At 62.7% G+C, this 22,195-nt stretch carries 21 protein-coding genes and 3 pseudogenes; 9 read left to right on the forward strand and 15 right to left on the reverse strand.

Features of this window, described 5'->3' with window-relative positions; all coding sequences use genetic code 11:
- Nucleotides 1-6 precede the first annotated feature (6 nt).
- The 7 genes and pseudogenes from P9255_RS12700 to P9255_RS12730 all read left to right on the forward strand — a co-directional run bounded on the left by P9255_RS12700 (nucleotide 7) and on the right by P9255_RS12730 (nucleotide 6,060).
- The gene (locus tag P9255_RS12700; protein WP_309789674.1) at nucleotides 7-699 is read left to right on the forward strand and encodes an isochorismatase family cysteine hydrolase; all 693 of its coding nucleotides are present in this window, start codon (nucleotides 7-9) and stop codon (nucleotides 697-699) included.
- Nucleotides 700-701: 2 nt separating this feature from the next.
- On the forward strand, nucleotides 702-2,294 hold the full coding sequence (locus tag P9255_RS12705) for an ABC transporter ATP-binding protein (RefSeq protein ID WP_309789675.1): 1,593 nt from the start codon (nucleotides 702-704) through the stop codon (nucleotides 2,292-2,294).
- A 13-nt stretch (nucleotides 2,295-2,307) separates the two neighbouring features.
- Nucleotides 2,308-3,306, forward strand: a complete 999-nt coding sequence (locus P9255_RS12710; protein ID WP_309789676.1) for a formamidase — start codon at nucleotides 2,308-2,310, stop codon at nucleotides 3,304-3,306.
- A 4-nt stretch (nucleotides 3,307-3,310) separates the two neighbouring features.
- Nucleotides 3,311-3,958: pseudogene (locus tag P9255_RS12715) on the forward strand (cysteine hydrolase family protein); the annotation flags it as partial.
- A 21-nt stretch (nucleotides 3,959-3,979) separates the two neighbouring features.
- Nucleotides 3,980-4,378 (forward strand): oxalurate catabolism protein HpxZ, encoded by a 399-nt coding sequence (gene hpxZ, locus P9255_RS12720; RefSeq protein ID WP_309789791.1) that lies wholly within the window; start codon nucleotides 3,980-3,982, stop codon nucleotides 4,376-4,378.
- 57 nt (nucleotides 4,379-4,435) lie between these two features.
- Nucleotides 4,436-5,131, forward strand: coding sequence for a GntR family transcriptional regulator (locus P9255_RS12725; RefSeq protein ID WP_309789677.1), 696 nt, complete (start codon nucleotides 4,436-4,438; stop codon nucleotides 5,129-5,131).
- A gap of 74 nt (nucleotides 5,132-5,205) precedes the next feature.
- Nucleotides 5,206-6,060, forward strand: coding sequence for an oxidoreductase (locus tag P9255_RS12730; RefSeq protein ID WP_309789678.1), 855 nt, complete (start codon nucleotides 5,206-5,208; stop codon nucleotides 6,058-6,060).
- Nucleotides 6,061-6,278: 218 nt separating this feature from the next.
- Here the strand turns inward: P9255_RS12730 and P9255_RS12735 are convergent, their stop codons facing one another.
- The 6 genes from P9255_RS12735 to P9255_RS12760 form a co-directional block, all read right to left on the reverse strand.
- Nucleotides 6,279-6,758, reverse strand: coding sequence for a GLUG motif-containing protein (locus P9255_RS12735; RefSeq protein ID WP_309789680.1), 480 nt, complete (start codon nucleotides 6,756-6,758; stop codon nucleotides 6,279-6,281).
- Nucleotides 6,759-7,394: 636 nt separating this feature from the next.
- Nucleotides 7,395-7,706, reverse strand: a complete 312-nt coding sequence (locus P9255_RS12740; protein WP_309789681.1) for a type II toxin-antitoxin system RelE/ParE family toxin — start codon at nucleotides 7,704-7,706, stop codon at nucleotides 7,395-7,397.
- A complete protein-coding gene (locus P9255_RS12745) occupies nucleotides 7,706-7,972 on the reverse strand; it encodes a type II toxin-antitoxin system ParD family antitoxin (RefSeq protein WP_309789682.1) in 267 nt (88 codons plus the stop codon). The genes P9255_RS12740 and P9255_RS12745 overlap by 1 nt, the downstream gene beginning before the upstream one ends.
- Nucleotides 7,973-8,187: 215 nt before the next feature.
- The gene (gene gudD / locus P9255_RS12750) at nucleotides 8,188-9,537 is read right to left on the reverse strand and encodes a glucarate dehydratase (RefSeq protein ID WP_309789683.1); all 1,350 of its coding nucleotides are present in this window, start codon (nucleotides 9,535-9,537) and stop codon (nucleotides 8,188-8,190) included.
- 43 nt (nucleotides 9,538-9,580) lie between these two features.
- Nucleotides 9,581-10,663 (reverse strand): SMP-30/gluconolactonase/LRE family protein, encoded by a 1,083-nt coding sequence (locus tag P9255_RS12755; RefSeq protein WP_309789684.1) that lies wholly within the window; start codon nucleotides 10,661-10,663, stop codon nucleotides 9,581-9,583.
- A gap of 52 nt (nucleotides 10,664-10,715) precedes the next feature.
- Nucleotides 10,716-12,128 carry an MFS transporter gene (locus P9255_RS12760; RefSeq protein ID WP_404980328.1) on the reverse strand — a complete coding sequence of 471 codons (1,413 nt, stop codon included), beginning with the start codon at nucleotides 12,126-12,128 and terminating at the stop codon, nucleotides 10,716-10,718.
- A gap of 183 nt (nucleotides 12,129-12,311) precedes the next feature.
- On the opposite strand from P9255_RS12760, the gene P9255_RS12765 reads away from it, so the two are divergent.
- A complete protein-coding gene (locus P9255_RS12765) occupies nucleotides 12,312-13,334 on the forward strand; it encodes a LacI family DNA-binding transcriptional regulator (RefSeq protein WP_309789685.1) in 1,023 nt (340 codons plus the stop codon).
- Nucleotides 13,335-13,801: 467 nt separating this feature from the next.
- On the opposite strand, the pseudogene P9255_RS12770 reads toward P9255_RS12765, so the two are convergent.
- The 7 genes and pseudogenes from P9255_RS12770 to P9255_RS12800 all read right to left on the reverse strand — a co-directional run bounded on the left by P9255_RS12770 (nucleotide 13,802) and on the right by P9255_RS12800 (nucleotide 19,396).
- Nucleotides 13,802-14,163 (reverse strand): annotated as a pseudogene (locus P9255_RS12770) (hypothetical protein).
- 64 nt (nucleotides 14,164-14,227) lie between these two features.
- The gene (locus P9255_RS12775; protein WP_309789686.1) at nucleotides 14,228-14,896 is read right to left on the reverse strand and encodes an RraA family protein; all 669 of its coding nucleotides are present in this window, start codon (nucleotides 14,894-14,896) and stop codon (nucleotides 14,228-14,230) included.
- The gene (locus tag P9255_RS12780) at nucleotides 14,893-15,933 is read right to left on the reverse strand and encodes an amidohydrolase family protein (protein ID WP_309789687.1); all 1,041 of its coding nucleotides are present in this window, start codon (nucleotides 15,931-15,933) and stop codon (nucleotides 14,893-14,895) included. The genes P9255_RS12775 and P9255_RS12780 overlap by 4 nt, the downstream gene beginning before the upstream one ends.
- Before the next feature lie 41 nt (nucleotides 15,934-15,974).
- Nucleotides 15,975-17,297, reverse strand: a complete 1,323-nt coding sequence (locus P9255_RS12785) for an MFS transporter (protein ID WP_309789688.1) — start codon at nucleotides 17,295-17,297, stop codon at nucleotides 15,975-15,977.
- Nucleotides 17,298-17,484: 187 nt separating this feature from the next.
- The gene (locus P9255_RS12790) at nucleotides 17,485-18,405 is read right to left on the reverse strand and encodes a LysR family transcriptional regulator (RefSeq protein WP_309789689.1); all 921 of its coding nucleotides are present in this window, start codon (nucleotides 18,403-18,405) and stop codon (nucleotides 17,485-17,487) included.
- Between the two features lie 111 nt (nucleotides 18,406-18,516).
- Nucleotides 18,517-18,771: a porin gene (locus P9255_RS12795; RefSeq protein ID WP_309789690.1), complete on the reverse strand. Its 255-nt coding sequence runs from the start codon at nucleotides 18,769-18,771 to the stop codon at nucleotides 18,517-18,519.
- Between the two features lie 16 nt (nucleotides 18,772-18,787).
- Nucleotides 18,788-19,396: an NAD(P)-dependent oxidoreductase gene (locus P9255_RS12800; RefSeq protein WP_309789691.1), complete on the reverse strand. Its 609-nt coding sequence runs from the start codon at nucleotides 19,394-19,396 to the stop codon at nucleotides 18,788-18,790.
- Nucleotides 19,397-19,759: 363 nt separating this feature from the next.
- On the opposite strand from P9255_RS12800, the pseudogene P9255_RS12805 reads away from it, so the two are divergent.
- Nucleotides 19,760-19,972, forward strand: a pseudogene (locus P9255_RS12805) (alcohol dehydrogenase); the annotation flags it as partial.
- A 6-nt stretch (nucleotides 19,973-19,978) separates the two neighbouring features.
- On the opposite strand, the gene P9255_RS12810 reads toward P9255_RS12805, so the two are convergent.
- Together P9255_RS12810 and P9255_RS12815 are read right to left on the reverse strand one after the other, a co-directional pair.
- Entirely contained in the window at nucleotides 19,979-21,199 is a 1,221-nt protein-coding gene (locus P9255_RS12810) for an MFS transporter (protein WP_309789692.1), read from the reverse strand.
- A gap of 65 nt (nucleotides 21,200-21,264) precedes the next feature.
- On the reverse strand, nucleotides 21,265-22,176 hold the full coding sequence (locus P9255_RS12815; RefSeq protein WP_309789693.1) for a LysR family transcriptional regulator: 912 nt from the start codon (nucleotides 22,174-22,176) through the stop codon (nucleotides 21,265-21,267).
- Nucleotides 22,177-22,195: the final 19 nt, after the last annotated feature.

Consider the following 22,195-nt stretch of genomic DNA (forward strand, 5'->3'; position numbering starts at 1 on the left):
GAAACCATGACCCGCTTCATCGAAGCACGGCCCTATCCGTGGCCCTACGACGGCAACCTTCGCCCGGACAACACCGCGCTCGTCATCATCGACATGCAGACGGACTTCTGCGGCATCGGCGGCTATGTTGACAAGATGGGCTACGACCTCTCGATGACGCGCGCGCCCATCGAGCCGATCCGCAACGTCCTCACGCTGATGCGCGAGCAGGGCTTCACGATCATCCATACACGGGAAGGGCATCGGCCTGATCTCTCCGACCTGCCCGCCAACAAGCGATGGCGAAGCCGCCGCGCCGGAACGAACGGCGTGGGAATCGGCGACGATGGACCGTGCGGCAGGATTCTCGTGCGCGGCGAACCGGGCTGGGAGATCATCGACGAACTGAAGCCGGCCGCAGGCGAGATCGTCATCGACAAGCCGGGCAAAGGCTCGTTCTGCGCTACCGACCTCGAGATGGTGCTGCGCACGCGCGGCATCGTCAATCTGGTGCTGACGGGCATTACGACGGATGTCTGCGTCCACACGACGATGCGCGAAGCGAACGATCGCGGCTTCGAATGCACGATTCTCGCGGACTGCTGCGGCGCGACCGACCGGGGCAATCACGACGCCGCGCTCAACATGGTCCTGATGCAGGGCGGCGTGTTCGGCACGGTGTCGGATTCGAAGGCGCTGCTCGCCGCGCTGGGACGCTGATCATGAGCGCATCGATCCAGGCGATGGGCGTCGAAGTGCTGGGCGCGACCAAGCGCTTCGGCGCCTTCACCGCGCTCGACGGCGTGACGCTCAAGGTGCGCGCGGGCACCGTCCATGCGCTGCTCGGCGAGAACGGCGCGGGCAAGAGCACGCTCGTGAAGGGACTCGTCGGTTACGGCGTGCTCGACGACGGGGAGATCATCGCGGAGGCGCGGCAGGTGAAGATCGCGTCGCCGCGCGATGCGCAGGCGCTCGGCATCGGCATGGTCTATCAGCATTTCACGCTGGCTGCGGGTTTGTCGGTCGAAGAGAACCTGCTGCTCGCGCGCGGCCGCTTGCCGTGGAAGATCCACTGGGCGACTGAGCGCGCCGCGCTCGAGGCCTTCATGCGGTCGATGCCGTTTCGCCTGCCGCTCGATGCGCCCGTTTCCGGTCTCGCCGCAGGGGAAAAGCAGAAGCTCGAGATATTGAAGCAGCTCTATCTGCAGCAGCGTTTTCTGATTCTCGACGAACCGACGTCCGTGCTGACGCCGCAGGAAGCCGACGAAGTGCTCGGCCTGATGCGCGATCTCGCCACGCGCCGCGAACTGACGGTGCTGATGATCACGCACAAGTTCCGCGAAGTAATGGCCTACGCCGACGATGTCACCGTGCTGCGCAAGGGCAGGCTGGTCGGCACGAGCGCGGTGGCGGACACGAGCCGCGACAGGCTTGCGGCATGGATGATGGGCGGCGAAGCCGTGACGGACGATCCGGAACTGGCCGGCGCGCGGCGCGCGCGCCGGCCGTGTCCATCGGATGCGCCGGTGCGTCTCGCGCTGAAAGACCTGAGCGTGGTTGACGATCGCGGGCATACGGCCGTGCGCGAGGTCTCGCTCGCGGTGAGGTCGGGTGAAATACTCGGCATCGCAGGCGTATCGGGCAACGGACAAAAGGAGCTGATCGAGGCGCTGGTTGGGCAACGGCGCGTCGAGGCGGGTGAGATGCGCATGCACGGCGAGCCCTATAGGGCGACGCGCGAGGAGATGACGCGGCTGCGCGTGTTCGCATTGCCCGAGGAACCGTTGCGCAATGCGTGCGTCGCCAGCATGAGCATCGCGGATAACCTCGCGTTGCGGGATTTCGACCGCGCGCCGATGAAGCGCCACGGCTGGCGGCTCGATCGCCGCGCGATGCGCGAGCGGGCCGAACGGCTCATCGCCGAATTCAACGTGAAGCCGCAGGTGCCCGCGCGCGCTATCGGCACGCTGTCGGGCGGCAACGTGCAGCGCGCGGTGCTTGCACGCGAGCTCGGACAGGCGGTCGATGTGCTCATCGTCGCGAATCCGGTGTTCGGGCTCGACTTCGCATCGGTCGCGGACATCCATGCACGCATTCTCGCCGCACGCGACACGGGTGCTGCCGTGCTGCTCGTCAGCGAGGACCTCGACGAACTGCTGGAACTGGCGGACCGCATCGCGGTGATCGCGGAAGGGCGGCTGGTACACGAAACGGCTGCGAGCGGCGCGGATCGCGTCGCGTTGGGAAGACACATGGCGGGCCACGTCGAACACGCCGAACCCGGCGCGACGGAACCCGCAACCGTTCACGCATGAAGGAGCAAGCAAGATGAGTTCGAGTGGTCTCGGTGGGTTGAACAAGTCGCCGCACGGCGTCGTCGTGGGACTCGTGCAGTTGCAGAATCCGGAAGTGGCGACGCCCGGGCAGCTTGCCGCGCAAACACGGCGCATCGTCGACATGGTGAGCAAGGCGCGCCGCAACAATCCGGCGATGGATCTCGTCGTGTTCCCCGAATACATGCTGCACGGCCTGTCGATGCGCACCGACGATGCCATCATGTGCTCGCTCGACGGTCCCGAAGTGGCCGCGTTCAGGGCGGCGTGCATCGAGCATCGCATCTGGGGATGCTTTTCCATCATGGAGCGCAATCCGGGCGGCAATCCTTATAACAGCGGCATCGTCATCGACGATCAGGGCGAGATCAAGCTCTACTACCGCAAGCTGCATCCGTGGGTGCCGGTCGAGCCGTGGGAGCCGGGCAATGTCGGCGTGCCGGTGTGCATCGGGCCGAAAGGCGCGAAGCTCTCGCTCATCATCTGTCACGACGGCATGTTTCCGGAGATGGCGCGCGAAGCCGCGTACAAGGGCGCCGAGATCATCCTGCGCACGGCGGGCTACACCGCGCCCATCCGTCACGCATGGAAGATCACCAACCAGTCCAACGCGTTTCAGAATCTCGCCCAGACCGCGAGCGTGTGTCTGTGCGGCAGCGACGGCACGGTCGACTCGATGGGCGAAGGCATGTTCTGCGATTTCGACGGCGCGGTGATGGTGGAAGGCAGCCATCGTCCCGATGAAATCATCACCTGCGAGATGCGCCCCGATCTCGTGCGCGAAGCGCGCACGCACTGGGGCGTCGAGAACAACGTCTACCAGCTGGGGCATCGGGGCTATGTGGCCGTGAAGGGCGGGGCGCAGGACTGCCCGTACACGTTCATGCACGACATGGTGCGCGGCGAATATCGCCTGCCGTGGGAAGACGATGTCGTCGTGACGGACGGTACGCCGTGCGGGTATCCGGCGCCCGAACGCCGCTACGAGGGCTGACGCGATGCCGACCATCACGCGCGCACGGCCGTCGCCGTTTTCATTCGAGGCATCGCATACGGCGCTCGTCGTCATCGACATGCAGCGCGATTTCATCGAGCCTGGCGGCTTCGGTGAAGCGTTGCGCAACGACGTGTCGCTGCTTTCGTCGATCGTGCCGGCGGTCGCGCGCCTCATCGGTCATGCGCGCGAGCAGGGCTGGCTCGTGGTGCATACGCGCGAGTCGCATGCGCCGGATCTTTCGGATTGTCCCGATGCCAAGCGGCTGCGCGGCGCACCGCAGGCGCGCATCGGCGACATGGGTCCGATGGGCCGTATCCTCGTGCGTGGCGAACCGGGCAATGCCATCGTCGATGCCGTTGCGCCCGTCGCGGGCGAACTCGTCGTCGACAAGCCGGGCAAGGGCGCGTTCCATGCAACGCGGCTTGGCGAGGAACTGGCGCAACGCGGCATCACGCATCTCGTCTTCGCAGGCGTGACGACCGAGGTGTGCGTGCAGACGAGCATGCGGGAAGCGAACGATCGCGGCTACGAATGCGTGCTGATCGAAGACGCGACGGCCAGCTACATCCCCGCGTTCAAGACTGCGACCATCGAGATGATCCGCTCGCAAGGCGGGATCGTCGGATGGACGGCGATGCTCGCCGACCTGCAGGAGGCCAGACCCATGACGATGGAACTGAACCGTCCGGAAACGGTGGCGGAAGTCGAGCGCGCGTTCGTCGCGTATGAGCGGGCGCTCGTCGACAACGACGTCGCCACCATGAACGCGCTCTTCTGGCACGCGCCGCAGACGGTGCGCTACGGCATCGCCGAAGTCCAGCATGGCGGCGACGCCATCCGGCGATGGCGCGAAACCTGTGCGCCGGTGCCGCGTTCACGGCGCCTGCATCGCACGGTCGTGACGACGTTCGGCGCCGACTACGCTACCGTGAGCACCGAATTCACGAGCGACGCGACGCCGTTGCTGGGCCGTCAGATGCAGACATGGGCGCGACTTTCGGACAAGATGAACGCATTCGCGGGATGGATCATCGTCGCGGCGCATGTGAGCCTCATCGACGCGCCCTGAAAAAGCTCTTGCAGGAGACATCGAATCGACTCGCCCAAACTCGCGAAGAGCGGCACCGTGCGCGCCATTCAGGCAGCCAATCCGCTCGCCGAGCAGGTTTATCAGCAGTTGAAGCGGGACATCTTCAGCTTTCGCCTGTTTCCCGGCGACCGCTTCTCCGAAACCGACATCGCGCAATACTACGGCGTGTCGCGCACGCCGATGCGCGATGCGCTATTCCGCCTGTTGCGCGAAGGCTATCTGGACGTCGGTTTCAGGCGCGGCTGGAAGGTGTCGGAGATCGACTTCGCGCAACTCGACCAGCTCTACGACCTGCGCATCGTGCTCGAGACCGCTTCGCTCGACAAGCTCGCAGCGACCGCGCCGCCGCATCCGCACATCGATGCGCTGAAGGCCGTGTGGTGCGTGCCGTCCGAGGCGCGCGAAACCGACCCCGCCGCGATGTTCCGCATGGACGAGGAGTTTCATCGAGGACTCGTGCGCGCGAGCGGCAACGGCGAGATGCTGCGCGTGCACGACGAAGTGACGGAGCGCATCCGCATCGTGCGCCGCCTGGACTTCCTGAAACCGCATCGCACGAGCGCCACGTACGACGAGCACGCGAAGATGCTTCGCTTAATCGAGCGCGGCAAGTGCGGCGAGGCGGCCATGCTGCTGCGCGCCCACATTACCCAGAGCAAGCTGGAGGTGCGCAAGATCACGGTGTCGATGCTGACGGAGGCACGGGAGAAGAAGCTGCCTTTCGTCGGATGATGCATTTAGCGCGTCCTCTCCGAAATGGATAGCATGGAGGCCCACGGTTATCCTTCACTCAATGGAGCTCGAACATGATGAATCGCGACAATCCCGTCTGGCTGATCACCGGCTGTTCGACCGGCTTCGGCCGTGAACTGGCGAAGGCCGTGCTGGAACGCGGCTGGCGCGCCGTCGTGACGGCCCGCGATGTGTCGAAGGTGCAGGATATCGTCGAAGGGTGCGAGGATCGGGCTATCGCATTGCCGCTCGACGTGCAGAAGGCCGATCAGATTGCGAACGTCGTCGAAGAAACGAAGCAACGCTTTGGCCGTATCGACGCGCTCGTGAACAACGCGGGTTATGGCTATCTCGCCGCAATCGAAGAAGGCGAGGACGACGCCGTGCGCGACATGTTCGAGACCAACGTGTTCGGTCTAGTCGACATGACGAAGGCGGTGCTCCCGGTGATGCGGGCGCAAAAGAGCGGCATTGTCATCAACGTGTCGTCGATCGGCGGCCTGGCGAGCTTTGCCGCGACGGGTTACTACCACGGCACGAAGTACGCGGTGGAAGGCATATCGGAATCGCTCGCGGTGGAGGTCAAGCCGCTCGGCATTGACGTGCTGATCGTCGAGCCGGGACCGTTCCGCACCAACTGGGCGGGGCCGTCGATCAAGGCGTCGTCGATCGAGATCGCGGACTATGCAGCGACGGCCGGGGAGCGCCGCAAGCAGACCGCGGAGCGCAGCGGCAACCAGGTGGGCGATCCGGTGCGCGCGGCGCACGCGATCATCGAAGCAGCAACCGCCGACGACCCGCCGTTGCGTCTGCTGCTCGGCAGGACTGCGCTCGAACTGGCTCGCAAGAAGCTCGATACGCTCAAGCGCGACTTCGACGCGTGGGAGAAGACGACCGTGGGGGCGGACTTTCCCGGCGACGCGGATTGAGGGAATTGATTGCGAGGTGCGGCGGACCGTCCGTCGAGGGGAAGCGGCCGGTCCTTAGCAGCGACGTTGGGACTTGCGTCGATCGGTTGCATCCGCCGGGCCTTGCTGTGGCCTTGATGGTTTGTGCTTAACGTTCTCCTGCGCCAATAAGGTCGTGCTCGTCGCGGCTGGCGGCGGACCTGCCGTCGTCTGACTGTTCGCCCGACCTCCATCGTCACTCACTCCCGCACCTGCCACTGCAACACCGGATGCGACACCCCTGGCACGAACGTCCAGGTTGCTCCCGGCGCAAAGTTCCACGTCGGCGCAAAGCTCGACGCGCGGCTCATCTGCGCAGTCGTCAGGCCGTTGGCCGGGGGCATCATCGTGCCGGACGCCACGCCGTTGTCGAGTGTCGATACTTCCTTGTCCCAGTACACGTCGCTCGCGACATGCCCCGAGTTGCTGGATGCCACCGCGCCTACATAGCCCGGCGGCAGAGAGTTCGGCAGCGCCGCCGCCGCGAACGGTTCCCTGATCATGCCGCTGCCGGTTCCGGTCACATAGGATTGCTCAATGATTCCCTTCGCTCCGTTGTAGCTGACGAGTCCGCCCACGTCCGCATGCGTGCCGCCGCTGAACGCGATGTTCGCTGAAGATTGCACGATGCGGCCGTCGTTTGCGCCGGCGAGGCTCGTCATCGAGCCTTGCGCGTACATCGTCGCATCGGTGGTACGCGCGCAAGCGTCCCGGTGTTGTAGCCGACGACGGTCGCGGGCAGTGAAAGGCCGATGACGTCGCTGTTCCACTGCACCGACGTGCTGACGTTGACGAAAAGCCCCGCCGACTGCCCGGTCACCAGGCCCGCGGATCGTCAGCGCAAGACAAGTGCTGCTGAAAGATTCGGCAAGCAACGCGCAAGTGTTCGTTCAGGCCGGCAGACGAAAATGGTCTTGACCCAAGCGCGCCGCCTCGTCGAGCAGCGCGTTGACGACCTTGCGCGCCGTGGCCGCGCCGTTGTATTTCTAACATGCGCCGCACTTACGCCTAACCGGACATTGCTTTGCTGGCTGGGAGGCCTCCGTCGCTGCTGCAACCGGTCCCATCCGTGATCGCGGCAGTTTCACCGGTGAAATTCATATACTTTGACAACCAGCTTCCCCGGGGAAATCTTCAGACGCGGCCTGTCCGTATTTGGGAGTCCGACCCTTAATAGTTCGACGGGAAACGTCGTTACTGCGCTTGGAAGCAGAACATCATAAATAACTACCTACTTAACTACGATAACTTCTATTATGTCAAGTCCTCGCTGAGTCCGGTGCCTTGGCGCACCTGCACTAACTACCTGTCAATCTTTACTCGTCATTCGGCGCAAGCGCCGCCTCATAGTCTTGGCCGCCATAGAAGACGCCTACGATCGAGACAACCTCTGTCTTCAACGCATAGGCGATGATCGTGTGCTTGCGGAAATGAGTGATCCGAAGACCAGGCAGCAAGTCGTCGCGTGCGACGCCTCGCGCTGCAAATGTCTCAAGCTGCATGCAGAAATCGACGATTGAATCAACGTATCGTTCGGCCGTGATCGGAGCGCCCGCGTATGCGATGCGCTTCTCAAGTCTCCGCAGTTGATCGAGTGCTTCGGGCGCAAACTGAACGCGCCAAATCATTATCGGCGCGTGCGAGATTTTTTCAGCTCGGCACGTACCTGGTCGGCTGACAGTGCACGGCCTGGATCGTCTCGAAGCGCTTCCGCTGCAGGAACCGCCTCGTTTCGCAACCACGCCTCAACGGCACGGTCACGCTCGCGCAACGCGCGAAGTGCGTCTCTGAGCACTTCGCTGTCTGATGCGTAGTCGCCGTTTGCGACTTTTGTGCGGACGAATTCAGCCATCTCGTTGGGCAAGGTGATGCTCATCTGCTGCGTCGTTCTCATGGCAACCTCCAGGCAGTAGGATTTAATCCTACTCGCTTAAGCTTTCGCCTGCAACGGTCCCGTAGCCGAACGCGTCTCCTAGGCGCAACGCTGGCCAGGCTGGCCGGCCGCAGGCAGTGGCCTACAGTGTCGATAGGCCGTAGAAGAAGCATCCGTTGCTCGTGGCGAATCGACTGGCGAATGGATGACATATCCTGTCGAATATCGCCAGAACGTCAACGCACGAGGCACGGCTTCTTGTTGTCGAACTTCCAGTTCGGAATCAGATATTGCATCGCGATACCATCGTCGCGCGCGCCGAGGCCATGCTCGAGATAAAGCGCGTGCGCCTTCTCGATCTCGGCCATATCGAGTTCGACGCCGAGCCCCGGCGTCGCCGGCACCTTCACCTTGCCGCCGACGATCTGCAGCGGATTGCGCGTCAGGCGCTGGCCGTCCTGCCAGATCCAGTGCGTATCGATCGCGGTGATCTTGCCCGGCGCGGCTGCCGCGACATGCGTGAACATCGCGAGCGACACATCGAAGTGATTGTTCGAATGCGATCCCCACGTGAGGCCCCAGTCGTTGCACATCTGCGCGACGCGCACCGAGCCTTGCATCGTCCAGAAATGCGGATCGGCGAGCGGGATATCGACCGATTGCAACTGGATGGCGTGGCCCATCTGACGCCAGTCGGTCGCGATCATGTTTGTGGCGGTCGGCAGGCCGGTCGCGCGGCGGAATTCGGCCATCACTTCGCGGCCCGAATAGCCGTTCTCCGCGCCGCACGGATCTTCCGCGTAAGCCAGGACGTCGTGCTTGTCGCGGCACAGGCGAATCGCTTCCGCAAGCGACCATGCGCCGTTCGGATCGAGCGTCACGCGCGCGTCCGGGAAGCGCTCGGCCAGCGCCGTGACCGCTTCGATCTCAGCATCGCCCGCGAGCACGCCGCCCTTGAGCTTGAAGTCGTTGAAGCCGTAACGCGCTTGCGCGGCTTCCGCGAGGCGCACGACCGCTTCCGGCGTCAGCGCGACTTCGGTGCGCAGGCGTTCCCAGTCGTCGCGGCCATCGGCGCCGGACGCATACGGCAGTTCCGTCTTGTTGCGGTCGCCGATATAGAACAGATAGCCGAGCATTTCGACTTCCTCGCGCTGTTGCCCTTCGCCGAGCAGCGCCGCGACCGGCACGCCGAGATGCTTCCCGAGCAGGTCAAGCAATGCGGCTTCGAGCGCGGTCACGGCGTGGATGGTCGTGCGCAGGTCGAAAGTCTGCAGGCCGCGGCCGCCTGAATCGCGATCGGCAAACTGCGTGCGCACGCGGTTGAGCACCGCCTGCATGTTGCCGATGGATTGCCCGACGACGAACGCGCCCGCATCCTCGATCGTCTTGCGGATGTTCTCGCCGCCCGGCACTTCGCCGACGCCGGTGTTGCCCGCGCTGTCTTTCAGGATGACGATGTTGCGCGTGAAGAACGGCGCATGCGCACCCGAAAGGTTCATCAGCATGCTGTCACGCCCGGCAACGGGAATCACGCGCAATTCGGTAACGGTGGGCGTCGCGTTGACGCCGGTCATAGTCGTGGACATGAGGGAAATCCATCGGTTGATTGAACAATGCGCGTCGTGAAACTCAGACTGCGCCTTCTGCTTCTACATACAGGGCGTACAGCGAATGCGACCCGGCCATGTACAGCCGGTTGTTCTTCGGTCCACCGAACGTCAGGTTCGGGCAGCGTTCCGGCAAATGGATGAAGCCGATCGGCTTTCCCCTGGCGTTGAACACCTTGACGCCGTCGAGGTCCGCGGAGTTCACGCCGGCCCGTCCATCGGAACCCCAGCCGCACCAGAAGTTGCCGTCCTTGTCGATCTTGAAGCCATCGAGCGCACCCGCGCCGTTGGCGTCGAACACCTTCGTCTTGTTGCCGAGCGTCACGCCGTCGGGGCCGACGTCGTAGCTCCACATGATGCGGCTCGGGCTCGCGCGGCTCTCGATCACATACAGCTTCGATTCGTCCGGCGAGAACGCGAGCCCGTTGGGTCCGGCGAGATCGGTGATGATCGCCTGCAACTGACCGTCCGGCGAAATGCGATAGACCGTTTGCGGCAGTTCGGGCGTCGCCTTGTCGCCCTCCCAGTTGCCGCCGATGCCGAACGGCGGGTCCGTGAACCACAGCGAGCCGTCCGACTTGCACACGATGTCGTTCGGCGAGTTCAGACGCTTGCCCTGATAGCTGTCCGCGAGCACGGTGATCTTGCCGGTGTGCTCGGTGCGCGTGACGCGCCGCGTCAGGTGCTCGCACGTGACGAGCCGCCCTTGCAGATCGCGGGTATTGCCGTTCGAGTGGTTCGACGGCTGACGAAACACGCCCCAGTTTCCGGTGACTTCGTCGTAGCGCATCATGCGGTTATTCGGGATGTCGCTGACGACGAGGTAACGCGCAGCCGGAAAGTACACCGGACCTTCCGCCCAGCGCATGCCCGAGCCGAGCTGTTCGACGGAACTGCTGTAGAGACGGTATTTAGCGAAACTCGGATCGAGTATCTCCACCGATACATCGGGATAGCGCGTTGACGGCTTGAAGTCCACCATGTTCGCACTGGACGAGCCGGTAAGCGTCTGCGCGCCCGCGAGACCGGCCGCCGTGGCTAGTCCGCCTGCTGCCGCAGCCTTGATGAAGCCGCGCCGTTTCTGCAATCCGTCGAGTGTGCTCAAACCCTTCTCCTTATTGTTGTGAATCGATCCGCGCATGCTGTGCCGGCGCCATTCATTCGGCCAACTGGAACCGCTCGATTTTGCCGACGACGAACACGTAGCAGACGATCGCGATCAGCGCATTGGCGCTCACGAAGACGAGGGCCGCGGCGAACGAGCCGGTTCCCTGCACGAGATAGCCGATGACGATCGGCGTCGTGATGCCCGCCGTGTTGCCGAAGGTGTTGAAGAGCGCCGCGCACAGGCCGCTTGCCTGCTTCGGCGCCGTGTCCGACACCACCGCCCAGCCCAGCGCACCGATGCCCTTGCCGAAGAATGCCGCCGCCATGATGCCGATAACGAGCCACTGGTTATCGACGTAATTGCACGCGATCATGCAGGTCGAGAGCAGCAAGCCGACAACAATCGGCACCTTGCGCGCGGTGCTCGTCGAGAAGCCATGTTTCATCAGGCGGTCCGACACCACGCCGCCGAGCACCCCGCCGAGAAAGCCCGCGATGGCCGGAATCGATGCAACGAAGCCCGCTTTCAGGATCGACATGTGCCGTTCCTGAACGAGGTAAATGGGAAACCAAGTCAAGAAGAAGTAGGTGAGCGTCGTGATGCAGTACTGGGCGACGAATATGCCGAGCATCATGCGGCTCTTCAGCAGTTGCGCGATTGCATGACGACCGTGCGTGCGTGCGTTCTTCGTATTCGTCTGTGCGGCACGGCGTTCTTTCGCGAGTTGCTGATCTTCCAGGTTGACCATCGCACCGTTATCGGCAATGTAGCGGACCTCCGCCTCGTTCGCGAGCGGATGCTGACGCGGGGCATAGATGGTCTTCAGCCACAAGCCGGCAATGAGGATGCCGAGCGCGCCCATCGCGTAGAAAACATGCGGCCAGCCATAGGTATGGGTGATCCAACCCATGATCGGCGAGAACAGCACCGTGGCGAAATACTGAGCCGAATTGAAGATCGCCGATGCGGTGCCACGCTCTGCGGTCGGGAACCAAGTGGCGGTCAGACGTGCGTTGCCCGGGAACGCAGGCGCCTCCGCCGCACCGACGAGGAAGCGCATCAAGAAAAGCGTCGCAAAGGCTACGCCGACGGGCAAGGCAGCAACAAAGCCTTGGACTGCAGTCAGCAACGACCAGAAGAAGATGCTGAACGCGTAGACGCGCTTGGATCCAAAGCGATCGAGCAGCCAGCCACTAGGAATCTGAGCGATCACATAGGCCCACGCGAACGACGAAAAGATGTAGCCCATCTCGACCGGCGAGATATGCAACGCCTTCTGAATTGAGGAACCGGTGATCGATATGGTGGCCCGGTCTGCGTAGTTGATCGTCGTGACGATGAACAACATCAGCACGATGAGGAACCGCGCTTTGCTGCGGCCAGCGTCGCCGTCTACATGGCCGGCGTTTGCCGCAATAACGCTCGCGTCCTCCGGGGCATTTGAAGAGGTTGTCCGTTGCATGCGCTTTTCCATTACCGTCTCCCGGAAGTCGTGAGATGTCTCACCACCGCGAGAATATGTTAGCGCAAACACCGCGAAAATCCGGGTTTTCCCGGCGAGGATGAGGTAGGACGTCGTACGCCAATTGATGCCATCTACCGCTTTACCGGTGTCTATACAATGGAGTGTGACAACGGAGTCGAAATGGAAGAAAGCTACACAGCTGAAACTGGCCGACCACCTGAGCCGAATGACAGCGTGACGTTGGAAGATGTCGCCCGTTTGGCCGGCGTTACTGCGATGACGGTGTCACGCACCCTAAAACGCCCAGAACTCGTGCGCGAGGAGACGCGGCAGCGAGTGCTGGACGCGATCCGCGCCACTGGCTACGTGCCAAACTTGCTCGCGGGGGCGCTGGCTACGAATAAGAGCCATCTGATCGCCTTGCTGCTGCCGACGATCGCGACGTCCATCTTCACTGACATGGTGCAAACCATGATGTTGACGCTTGCCGCAGCGGGCTATCAGACGTTGCTGGGCTTAACCGACTATTCACCCGAGCGCGAAGAGCAGCTCGTTGGGACATTGCTCGGGCGACGCCCGGACGCGATTGTCTTGACCGGTACCGACCATTCAGCGCTGACGCGAGAAAGACTGCGCAGGACCAAGGTGCCAATCGTCGAGATATGGGATCTTAACGACGACCCGATCGACATGCTGATTGGTTTTTCACATGAGGCAGTCGGCATTGCCGTCGCCCGTCATCTACTGCGAAAGGACTACCGGCGGTTCGCAGTTTTATCAGCCGACGACCCCCGTGGATTGCGGCGGAGCTTGAGCGTGATCGACGAGCTGAAACGCCAGGGCGTGGACGAGGTACCGATCGAGGTGCTGGCCGCTCCCGCAACGCTGCAGACCGGGCGAGAAGGTTTTGTCCGCCTGCTCAAAAGAGGCTTGCCCGACGTCATCGTGTGCAGCACAGATACGCTCGCGCAGGGGATTCTCGCCGAGGCGGCCAAGCGTGGCATGGCGATACCTCAAGATGTGGCCGTCATGGGGTTCGGCGACCTGAGCACCGCGGCGCACGTCCACCCTTCCCTATCGACGGTGCGGATCGACGGCGCATCGATCGGAAGACTTGCCGCCGAAGCGCTTCTGCGCAGGCTAGACGCCAAGCAGCCGTCCCTGCCAGCACTTCGAGTTCGACACGGGGTTCGCGATCGTTGACCGCGAGAGCGCATGAGTAACGGCATCGGGCGTGTTGGTGAGTGGTGACTTGGCAGGCTTCAACCTTTCGCGCAGATGGCGGTCGATTTGCGACCAGGTGGGCGCAGGAATGGCTTGCGACACGCTACGGTTAATGCATCCGGCCATTTAAGCTTTGATGCCCTGGGAACGTGTCCGCGGTCTATGCAACGATAAATCATTGCATCCGCGCATCGTTGGGTGGTTCTCTCAGATGAGAGGGCTGCGCCCATCGTGGCCAACGAATATTGATGCATCGACGGCGAGGTGGCGTTAGAAATCGGAATTCCAAGAAACCGTACCGCCCATTAATGCCCCTCCGCGCAAAGCTGGCATTTGCTAAGGCGGTGCACGATGTCTTCGCTGACTCGCGAGAAAACAGACGTCGGCGCTGCGCGCACGAACATCTCCGCCGTTGCTCAAAGCGCGACCTCTTCGATCAAGGCCGATTACAGCGCGCGAATTCTCCGATCGACAGAATAGCCGCCGCCTTCCGTGTAGCGCAGATAGAAGTGCCCGCACGACGCGCATTCCCACACGCCGCAGCGGTTGTAGGGGGAATAGCGAGGGGCGATCGGGGCATCGGCCGACCAGTACTTCAGCTTGCCCGGAAATATTCGGCGAACGTCGGCTCGGGATCGTCTTTCGGCATAAGCGTGCCGATTTCGCGGAGCCGGGTTTCGTCGAGGGAAAGCGGCTGCGATTGCCAGCCGTCGAGCGGCGTTTTCGTGCACACGCACGCACCGGGCGCGCGTTCTTCGGCGCGGCGCGCGAGGTCCAGCAGCGTTGCTGCGTTCAAATGATTGGTCATGTCCGGTGGAAGCGAAGATGCGAACGCGCCATCATGCGCGCGCTCGCGACGACTCGGCAAGCCATCAGCCGTTCATCATGCGTTCGAGCTGCACCGCGACCCACGAGCGGTCGAAACGTCCTTCCGCGATCGATTGCAACGCCGCCGCCTCCTTCGCCGCAGTGTTGCGCGCGCCTACGATGACCGCTTCGACATCCGCTGGCGCGATGGCGAGCACGCCGTCTTCATCGCCGACGACGATATCCCCCGGATGCACCACCATGCCCCCGACCGTCACCGGCACGTTGATCTCGCCCGGGCCGTTCTTGTAAGGTCCGCGATGCGTGGCACAGCGTGCGTACACCGGAAAGTCGCGCTGGCCGAGCGCGCCGACATCGCGGATCGCGCCGTCGATCACGAGGCCCTGCACGCCGATGCTTTGCGCGTAGCTCGCCATGATGTCGCCCATCAGCGCTTGCGTGAGTTCGCCGGCGCCATCGATCACGAGCACGTCGCCCGGACGACAGAAGTCGAACGCGCGATGAATTGCGAGGTTGTCGCCGCCGCGCGTGCGTACCGTGACCGCGGTTCCGGCCATTGGCTTCGGCCGATGAAATGCACGCAGGCCCGTCGTGCCGCTCGCGCGCGCCATGTTGTCGCTCAAGAGCGAGACCGCGAGCTCGCGCAGCGCGGCAAGCGTCGCGGGGCTCGCCTGCGCCGCCGATTCGTATTCACGCCATCCGACCGGATTCATGTCGCCGCTCCTTCAGTGGATCGTTGCCGTTCAAGCTGCGCGGAAAGACGGCCGTAGACCGCGCGCGCATTGCCCTCGAAAATGAGTTCGCGCTCAGCGTCGCTCAGCCAGTCGATGGCGTCGATATAGCGGCGCGTGTCGTCGAAGTAGTGCCCTGTCTCGGGATCGATACCCTGCACTGCGCCGATCGTCTCGGACGCGAACAGGATATTCTTCGCCGGAATCACTTTGGCAAGCAGTTCCGCGCCCGGCTGGTGATAGACGCAGGTATCGAAGAAGACGTTGTCGAGCAGATACTCGCTCAGCAGCGGCCGCTTCATGTCCTGCGCGAGTCCGCGATAACGGCCCCAGTGATACGGCACCGCGCCGCCGCCGTGCGGAATAATGAACTTGAGCGTCGGGAAATCGGCGAACAGGTCGCCTTGCAGCAGTTGCATGAACGCCGACGTATCGCCGTTGATGTAGTGCGCGCCCGTCGCATGGAAGTTCGGATTGCAGGACGACGACACATGGATCATCGCGGGCACGTCGAGCTCGACCATCGCCTCATAGAGCGGATACCACGAGCGATCGGTCAGCGGCAGTCCGGACCAGTGACCGCCCGACGGATCGGGATTCAGATTGCAGCCTATGAAGCCAAGTTCGTTCACGCAGCGCCGCAACTCGGCGATGCAGTTGTCCGGCGCCACGCCCGGCGCCTGCGGCAATTGGCAGACGCCCACGAAGTTGCGCGGAAACATCGCGACGACGCGATGCACGAGGTCGTTGCATGCCTCGGACCAGACCGCGTTTGCCTGCGCGGTCGCCAGATGATGGCCCATGCCGGCAGCGCGCGGCGAGAAAATCGTGAGATTCGTGCCGCGCTCACGCTGGATGCGCAACTGCCCGCCTTCGATGCTTGCGCGGATTTCATCGTCGGAAATGGCGGGGCGCGGCGGCGGCGGCACGCCGTCCCTGAGCGCGGCGATCTGCTGCGTGCGCCATGCTTCGTGCTGAGGCGGCGAGGTCGTGTAGTGACCGTGACAATCGATGATCATGCGTGCATTCCGTATCGTTCGTATGCGATTTTGTGCGACGTTCAGCTGCGCGCAGCCGGGTTCGCCGATGGCAGAGAGGCGTTGTCATCGTCGGCGGGCCGGACGCGCATCACGAGCGCGATCACGGTGGCGACGACGAGGAACGCGGCGATGGTCAGCAGCGCGAGCTTGAAATTGCCGGTCGCGTTGCGCACGAGGCCGATGCTCCACGGCCCGACGAGCCCGCCGAACTGCGCAATCGTGTTGATGAGCGCGATGGTGGCTGCGCCTGCCGCGCCGGTCCTGAACGAAGAAGCAAGACTCCAGAACAGCGGATTGCCCGCATAGATGAAAAGGCCGGTCACGCACAGCAGCGCATACGCGATGACCGGATTCGGCGCGTATGCGCTGCCCGCGATCGCGATGGCGCTCATGCCGTACACGAAGGCCAGATGCTTCTTGCGATCGCCGGTGCGGTCCGAGCTTCGGCTGATGATGAAGGTGCCGAGCACGCCGAGCAGCGGCGGCGCAGCAGAGAGGAAGCCGACTTCGATGTTGCTCAGATGACCGAGACTCTTGACGATCTGCGGCAGCCACAGAAAGAGCCCATAGATGCCGACCAGCGCGCAGCCGAACAGGCACGCGAGGCTCCACACGCGGATATCGCCCGCCACACGCAGAAGCGGAAAATGCGCATTGCCGCCGACGGCTTCGCGTTCGGCCGCGAGCGTCGTTTCGAGCCACTGCTTTTCGTCGTCGGCGAGCCAGTCGGCGTCCGCCGGGCGCTCGGTCATGATGCGCAGCGTGAGCAGGCCGAGCAGCATCGCCGGCACGCCTTCGAGGATGAACATCCATTGCCATCCCTGCAGACCTAGCATGCCGTTGGCGTAGGTCATCAGCGCCGTCGAAATCGGGCCGCCGAGCACGGCCGAAAACGATCCCGCGATGATGTAGCCGCCGACCGCGCGCGCCCTGTATCGCTCGGGAAACCACTTCGTTAGATAGACCGCGACGCCCGGCAGGAAACCCGCTTCCATCACTCCGAGCAGAAAGCGCAACACGTAGAAGCTCTTGTCGTCGAAAACGAAGGCAGTCACGGCCGCGACCGCGCCCCACGTGAGCAGGATGCGCGCGATCCAGCGGCGTGCGCCCACGCGATGCAGGAGCAGGTTGCTCGGCACTTCGAGCACCATGTAGCCCACGAAGAAGATGCTGCCCGCGAAGCCGAAGACGGCGGGCGAAAAGCCCAGCGCCTTGTTCATGTCGAGCGCCGCAAAGCCGATGTTGATGCGGTCGAGGTAATTGAAGAACATCATCGCGAAAAGCAGGGGCATCAGCCGCCCGTACACCTTTCGCATGGTTGCCGCTTCGTTGAATGGTGTCATGCCGTCTCCAGATACTTTTTATCGGATCGCGAGAGCTCTGCGGCTCTGCACTATCAGCGGCCCTGGCCGTTCGCCTACTTGCATCGCTTGCATTGCTTGCAGCGCTTACATAGGCTTGCAGCGTGCCGGATGGGACCAGGAAAGCCGATGATAAAAAGCGCGGAGGCGTGCGTCCAAGACGCGTTCCTTATGGTTGTATAAGGCGATGCTTATACTCGTCGCCGATCAGCGGCGTAGGCAGGCAACTCAGGAAAGCGCGAAGATGCGCCGAGTCGTCGTCGGTGCGGAAGGTCGCGGCGAGCGTTGACCATTGCGATGCGCCCGGGCCGGTGAGCGGGCGGAACACGACATCGGTGCGTCCGTGCCGCGCGACGGATTCGCCGACGAACGTCACGCCGAGACCCGCCGCGACCAGCGCGATGGCCGTCTGAATCTCATAGGCCTGATGCGCAACGAACGGCGTCACGCCTGCATCGCGATAAAGCGACTGCACGGTGCGCTTGAACTGTGCGTTCTGATGCTTCGGATAGAGGATGACCGGGGTGTCTTCGAGTTCGGCGATGCGGACTTTCTTTTTGGCCGCCAGCGGATGATCCGGCGCGAGCACGGCGACGATATGTTCGCGCAGCAGCGGATACGAGGTGCAGCCGGGAATATCCAGCGGCTGCCGTCCGATGCCGACGTGAATGCGCATGTCGCGCAGCGCGTCGGTCTGCTCCTCAGTGAGCATTTCGAAGAGCTTCAGCTCGACTTGCGGGTATGCGCGATGAAACGCCTTGAGCGCGGGCGGCAGAATGCTGTACATCGCGGATCGCGTAAAGCCGATCGAAAGCCAGCCGCGCCGCCCGACGCCGATCTCCAGCGCGCCGAGGCTCGCCTGTTCCCATGAGCCGAGAATCTGGCGCGCCTCGGTGCGGAGATAGTGTCCCGCTTCCGTGAGGCGCAGCGGCCGCCGCGCGCGATCCACGAGTTGCGTGCCGAGGCGCTCTTCGAGCAGCCGAATCTGCTGGCTGAGCGCCGGCTGCGCGATATGCAGGCGCTCGGCCGCGCGACTGAAGTTCAGTTCCTCAGCAAGAATGACGAAGCACTGCAGCGATCTGAAGTTCATGTTGACGTTCCTGGAAGACGGTGGCCTGCCGTGCGGGTACTGTGATTTTGGGAGGTTGTTGTCGGGCGCCTGCGAGGTAATGATGTCATACGCGTGGGCGCGTTTGACTCGCTAGATGGTTGACGGCCGGTTGGTGAGGTGATGCTGAGGTTCGAACGCCCGCGGTCCATGAATCGAACGCGGTAAGCCCCAGCGGCTGCCCTGCAAGACGCCACCCGCCATGCTCCACTGACTTTTACCGCCCGCGTTGCTGGTATAGCTCGAACCCTGATCGACGATGCCGAATAGCGTCACCGCGCTCTGCGCATGCACGGCGCTCGCTGCCAGACCAAGCACGCGAATGGGAATCAAACGGGTATATCGCACGCTTCTTCTCCATGATTCATCGCGGCCTCTTCGAACGATGCGTCCGAGGCCGCTGAGGTGATTGCGGCTCGTGTCGGCCGCGTCGGGATACGCGCCATCGGATGCAGGCATCGATGGTAGCGTTGCATTTCGGGATAAAAAGACACGGGAACTCGTTCCGCGGTGACGGGCAGGCAGGCAAATTCGCGCGTGGAGCGTCCGCTTCGCGCGTGACGCGAAGAATTTTCGCGGTCGTTGAAAGCAGCGCTGCCCTTGTTTGCTCGCCAATGGCGCTCAGTTCGCGCTTTCGAGCTCCGGCGCGCTGACCGCCCTGCTCCGCGGTCCTTTGATGCAGAAGTGCTGCGCCAGCGCTTCCGCGGTTCTTCGCCATTGCGCGGCGGGTCTCCTCCGTTCCCGAGCCGATATGCGGCGTCAGCACCAGTCGGCGATCGCCGATCAACGCCTCGGGAATGGCGGGTTCGTGCTCGAACACATCGAGGGCCGCGCCCGCGAGCTTGTCGGCGGCGAGCGCCGCGACAAGCGCCTGTTCATCGATCACCGGACTGCGTGCGATGTTCACGATGAACCCGTCGGGCCCGAGTGCGTTGACGACGCGCTTATCTATCAGATGATGCGTCGCGGCCATTAACGGGCACGCGAGAATTAGCATGTCGCAGTCGCGCGCGAGCCGGGCGACGTCATCGTACTAAGGAATATCGACGGCCTTGCGGCTCGGTCCGGAATACGCGAGCGTCGAGCCGAACGCCCTCAGGCGCTTCGCGATGGCCGAGCCGATGCCCGACGATGACGACCTTCATGCGCGAGACAGAGCGGCCAACGAACAAGCTGCGCCGATGACAGCCCCAAGCTGAAAGATGCCCGCCGCGCGCAGATCGACTTCCAGCGCGATATCGAACATCATCGACTTTCGGCTGTTCAAGGGGCGCAATTTCCTTGTTGGCACAATCTCGGTTTCGGTGGCCGGACCCGAGTCTGTCGCCTGCCAACAGGCTACTTCGTTTGTGGTGAACGCAGCGCGCTTGGATCGATGACCGGCTCGCCATTCGACACCGAGCGTGCCCTGAACTTCAGCGTTCTCGCGAACGTTCGCCCGATGATCGGGGTCAAGCCGCTGGAGCAGGCAGCAAACGCGTACCAGCGCATGCGCTCGGGCGACGTCAAGTTTCGCATGGTCCTGACGATGCAGCGCCCGGACATCTGAAGCCTACTACTGCCGCAAGTTTTGAGGTTGAAACTTAGTGGCGGCAAACAGCACACAAACCGCCACCGCCATCGGCACAAAGGTCAGGCGCAGCACCGAATCCCATCCGTATGCCGTCAAAAGACTGCCCGACAGGAAGGAGCCGACCGCCATCGTGCCGAAAACCAGGAAATCGTTGAACGACTGAACCTTGGCCTTCTCTTCGGGGCGATGGCATTCGAGAACAAGCGCAGAAGCACCAATGAAGCCGAAATTCCAGCCGACGCCGAGAAGAATGAGCGTCAGCCAGAAGTGAGGTATGTCGATTCCGTGCAAGCCCACTCCGGCGGACACGGCGATCAGCGCGAGCCCGGCCATGACAACGTTACGTGCGCCAAATCGCGAGATAAGTCGGCCAGTAATGAAGCCTGGTGCATACATCGCGATGACATGCCATTGAATGCCAAGGTTAGATGAAGTCTGCGGCAATCCACATAGTTGCATGGCAAGCGGCGCTGCCGTCATGAGAAAGTTCATGAGCAGGTAGGACACGACCGCGCAAAGGACCGCGACCAGAAACGAACGTTGACGCGCGATATCCTTTAGCGGCCGTCCCTTGGCGACGTCAACCGCCGATGGCATCGGAATGTGTACGCCCATCAGCACTAGGCCAGCGATTGCGGCAACCACGGCCTGCGCAAGAAACGTAGCAACAAACGTATGAGGCGGCCACACGTTCATTGTAAGCGTCACAAGTTGTGGTCCGATCACACCGGCAAAGACGCCGCCCGCCATGACGAAGGATAGCGCGCGCGCTTTCTTCTCGGCCGGAACGCAATCCGCCGCGGCGAACCGGAAAGAGAGCACGACAGCCGCATAGGCGCCGCCGAAAAACATTGCAGTGCAAAAGAGCCAAAATGAGCTAATCGCGATTGCGGCTGCAGCCAACAATCCCACCAGCACACCACACACTGTTCCAAGCAGGAACGCCGTTCGCCGCCCATGTCTCTGCGCAATTGCTCCCGCCGGCAGCGACAATGCCGCCATGCCGACCACAAATATGGTGATCGGAAGCGTTGCGAGCTCACGGTTCGGTGCGAGCATGTTGCCGATAATCGCGCCGGTCGCATAAACGACCGTCGAGTTCGCGCCTGCCAACGCCTGTGCAATAGTCAACCGGGCTACATTGCTCCGTGCGCTACCCGAGATCGACGCGGCGATATCCAAATCCGGACGCGCGGTATTCATGTCTGTCACTTCCTTGTTGTTCTCCTGATAGCTTCATAGATAACGCCGTTCGCTCCAGCGCAGCTTTAATTGACAACCTTACGACCCGTGGGCACGCCGAGTTCCTGCGCCAGTTCAAGGAAACCAGCGATATAGGCTATGTCCTCTTCCCCCTTTCGAACGCCAACGTGAATGCACTTGCGGATGCCTTCCGGGCCGAGCCTGACGGTTTGAACAGGCAGTCCCTCGCCCTCCTCAGCGACGAGCCAGTCCGGAAGAACAGCGACACCCCTGCCCGCCGCCACGAGTTGGAGCATAAGTTCTGTCTGTTCGGCGGTGCGGTGGTATCTTGGCTTGCAGTGCGCGGGAACGAGAAAACGCGTGAAAATGTCCAGTCTTTCTTTGCTGACCGGCACGGTGATGAGTTCCTCGCTCATCAGATCCTGCGGCATCACACGTTCAAGACTGGCGATCCGGTGCGAGCGGGGTACGACCAGCACTAGCTCGTAGTCGATGACCGGAGCGAATGTAATGTCCGCAACATCGATCGGATCGGGTGTGATGAGGAGGTCTATCTCGAATGCGAGGAGCGCTGCAACGCCATCGAAGCGAAATGCCGTACGCACATCGAAGTCCACGTCGGGCCATGCGGCGAGGTAGTGAGGCGTCAAGCGCGTGAGCCACTTCTGGCAAGGATGGCATTCCATGCCGATACGAAGCCCCCCGCGGCGACCTTCCGCGAAATTGGTGAGCGTTCGTTCTGCATGTTCCATCTGAGGGATCACCCGTTCCGCAAGGCCGAGCAGATATTCTCCGGCATGCGTGAATCGCAACCCGCGGCCGTTCTTCGTCCAGAGCTTGACGCCATGTCGTTCCTCGAACTTACGAACCATGTGCGACAGCGCCGACTGCGTCACGTTCAGTCGTTCAGCTGCTGCAGTGACACTGCCGAGCCGGTCGACTTCCATGACAATCGAAAGGTACTGGAGGTCTAGCATCTTGTTATCTCCTCAGCCC

Source organism: Caballeronia sp. LZ019, from assembly GCF_031450825.1.
GTDB lineage: Bacteria > Pseudomonadota > Gammaproteobacteria > Burkholderiales > Burkholderiaceae > Caballeronia.

Coding starts and splice junctions, on each gene's coding strand:
- P9255_RS12700 (WP_309789674.1), top strand. CDS start 7: ATGACCCGCTTCATCGAAGCACGGCCCTATCCGTGGCCCTACGACGGC.
- P9255_RS12705 (WP_309789675.1), top strand. CDS start 702: ATGAGCGCATCGATCCAGGCGATGGGCGTCGAAGTGCTGGGCGCGACC.
- P9255_RS12710 (WP_309789676.1), top strand. CDS start 2,308: ATGAGTTCGAGTGGTCTCGGTGGGTTGAACAAGTCGCCGCACGGCGTC.
- hpxZ (WP_309789791.1), top strand. CDS start 3,980: ATGGAACTGAACCGTCCGGAAACGGTGGCGGAAGTCGAGCGCGCGTTC.
- P9255_RS12730 (WP_309789678.1), top strand. CDS start 5,206: ATGATGAATCGCGACAATCCCGTCTGGCTGATCACCGGCTGTTCGACC.
- P9255_RS12735 (WP_309789680.1), bottom strand. CDS start 6,758: ATGTACGCGCAAGGCTCGATGACGAGCCTCGCCGGCGCAAACGACGGC.
- P9255_RS12740 (WP_309789681.1), bottom strand. CDS start 7,706: ATGATTTGGCGCGTTCAGTTTGCGCCCGAAGCACTCGATCAACTGCGG.
- P9255_RS12745 (WP_309789682.1), bottom strand. CDS start 7,972: ATGAGAACGACGCAGCAGATGAGCATCACCTTGCCCAACGAGATGGCT.
- gudD (WP_309789683.1), bottom strand. CDS start 9,537: ATGTCCACGACTATGACCGGCGTCAACGCGACGCCCACCGTTACCGAA.
- P9255_RS12760 (WP_404980328.1), bottom strand. CDS start 12,128: ATGCAACGGACAACCTCTTCAAATGCCCCGGAGGACGCGAGCGTTATT.
- P9255_RS12765 (WP_309789685.1), top strand. CDS start 12,312: ATGGAAGAAAGCTACACAGCTGAAACTGGCCGACCACCTGAGCCGAAT.
- P9255_RS12775 (WP_309789686.1), bottom strand. CDS start 14,896: ATGAATCCGGTCGGATGGCGTGAATACGAATCGGCGGCGCAGGCGAGC.
- P9255_RS12780 (WP_309789687.1), bottom strand. CDS start 15,933: ATGATCATCGATTGTCACGGTCACTACACGACCTCGCCGCCTCAGCAC.
- P9255_RS12785 (WP_309789688.1), bottom strand. CDS start 17,297: ATGACACCATTCAACGAAGCGGCAACCATGCGAAAGGTGTACGGGCGG.
- P9255_RS12790 (WP_309789689.1), bottom strand. CDS start 18,405: ATGAACTTCAGATCGCTGCAGTGCTTCGTCATTCTTGCTGAGGAACTG.
- P9255_RS12800 (WP_309789691.1), bottom strand. CDS start 19,396: ATGGCCGCGACGCATCATCTGATAGATAAGCGCGTCGTCAACGCACTC.
- P9255_RS12810 (WP_309789692.1), bottom strand. CDS start 21,199: ATGAATACCGCGCGTCCGGATTTGGATATCGCCGCGTCGATCTCGGGT.
- P9255_RS12815 (WP_309789693.1), bottom strand. CDS start 22,176: ATGCTAGACCTCCAGTACCTTTCGATTGTCATGGAAGTCGACCGGCTC.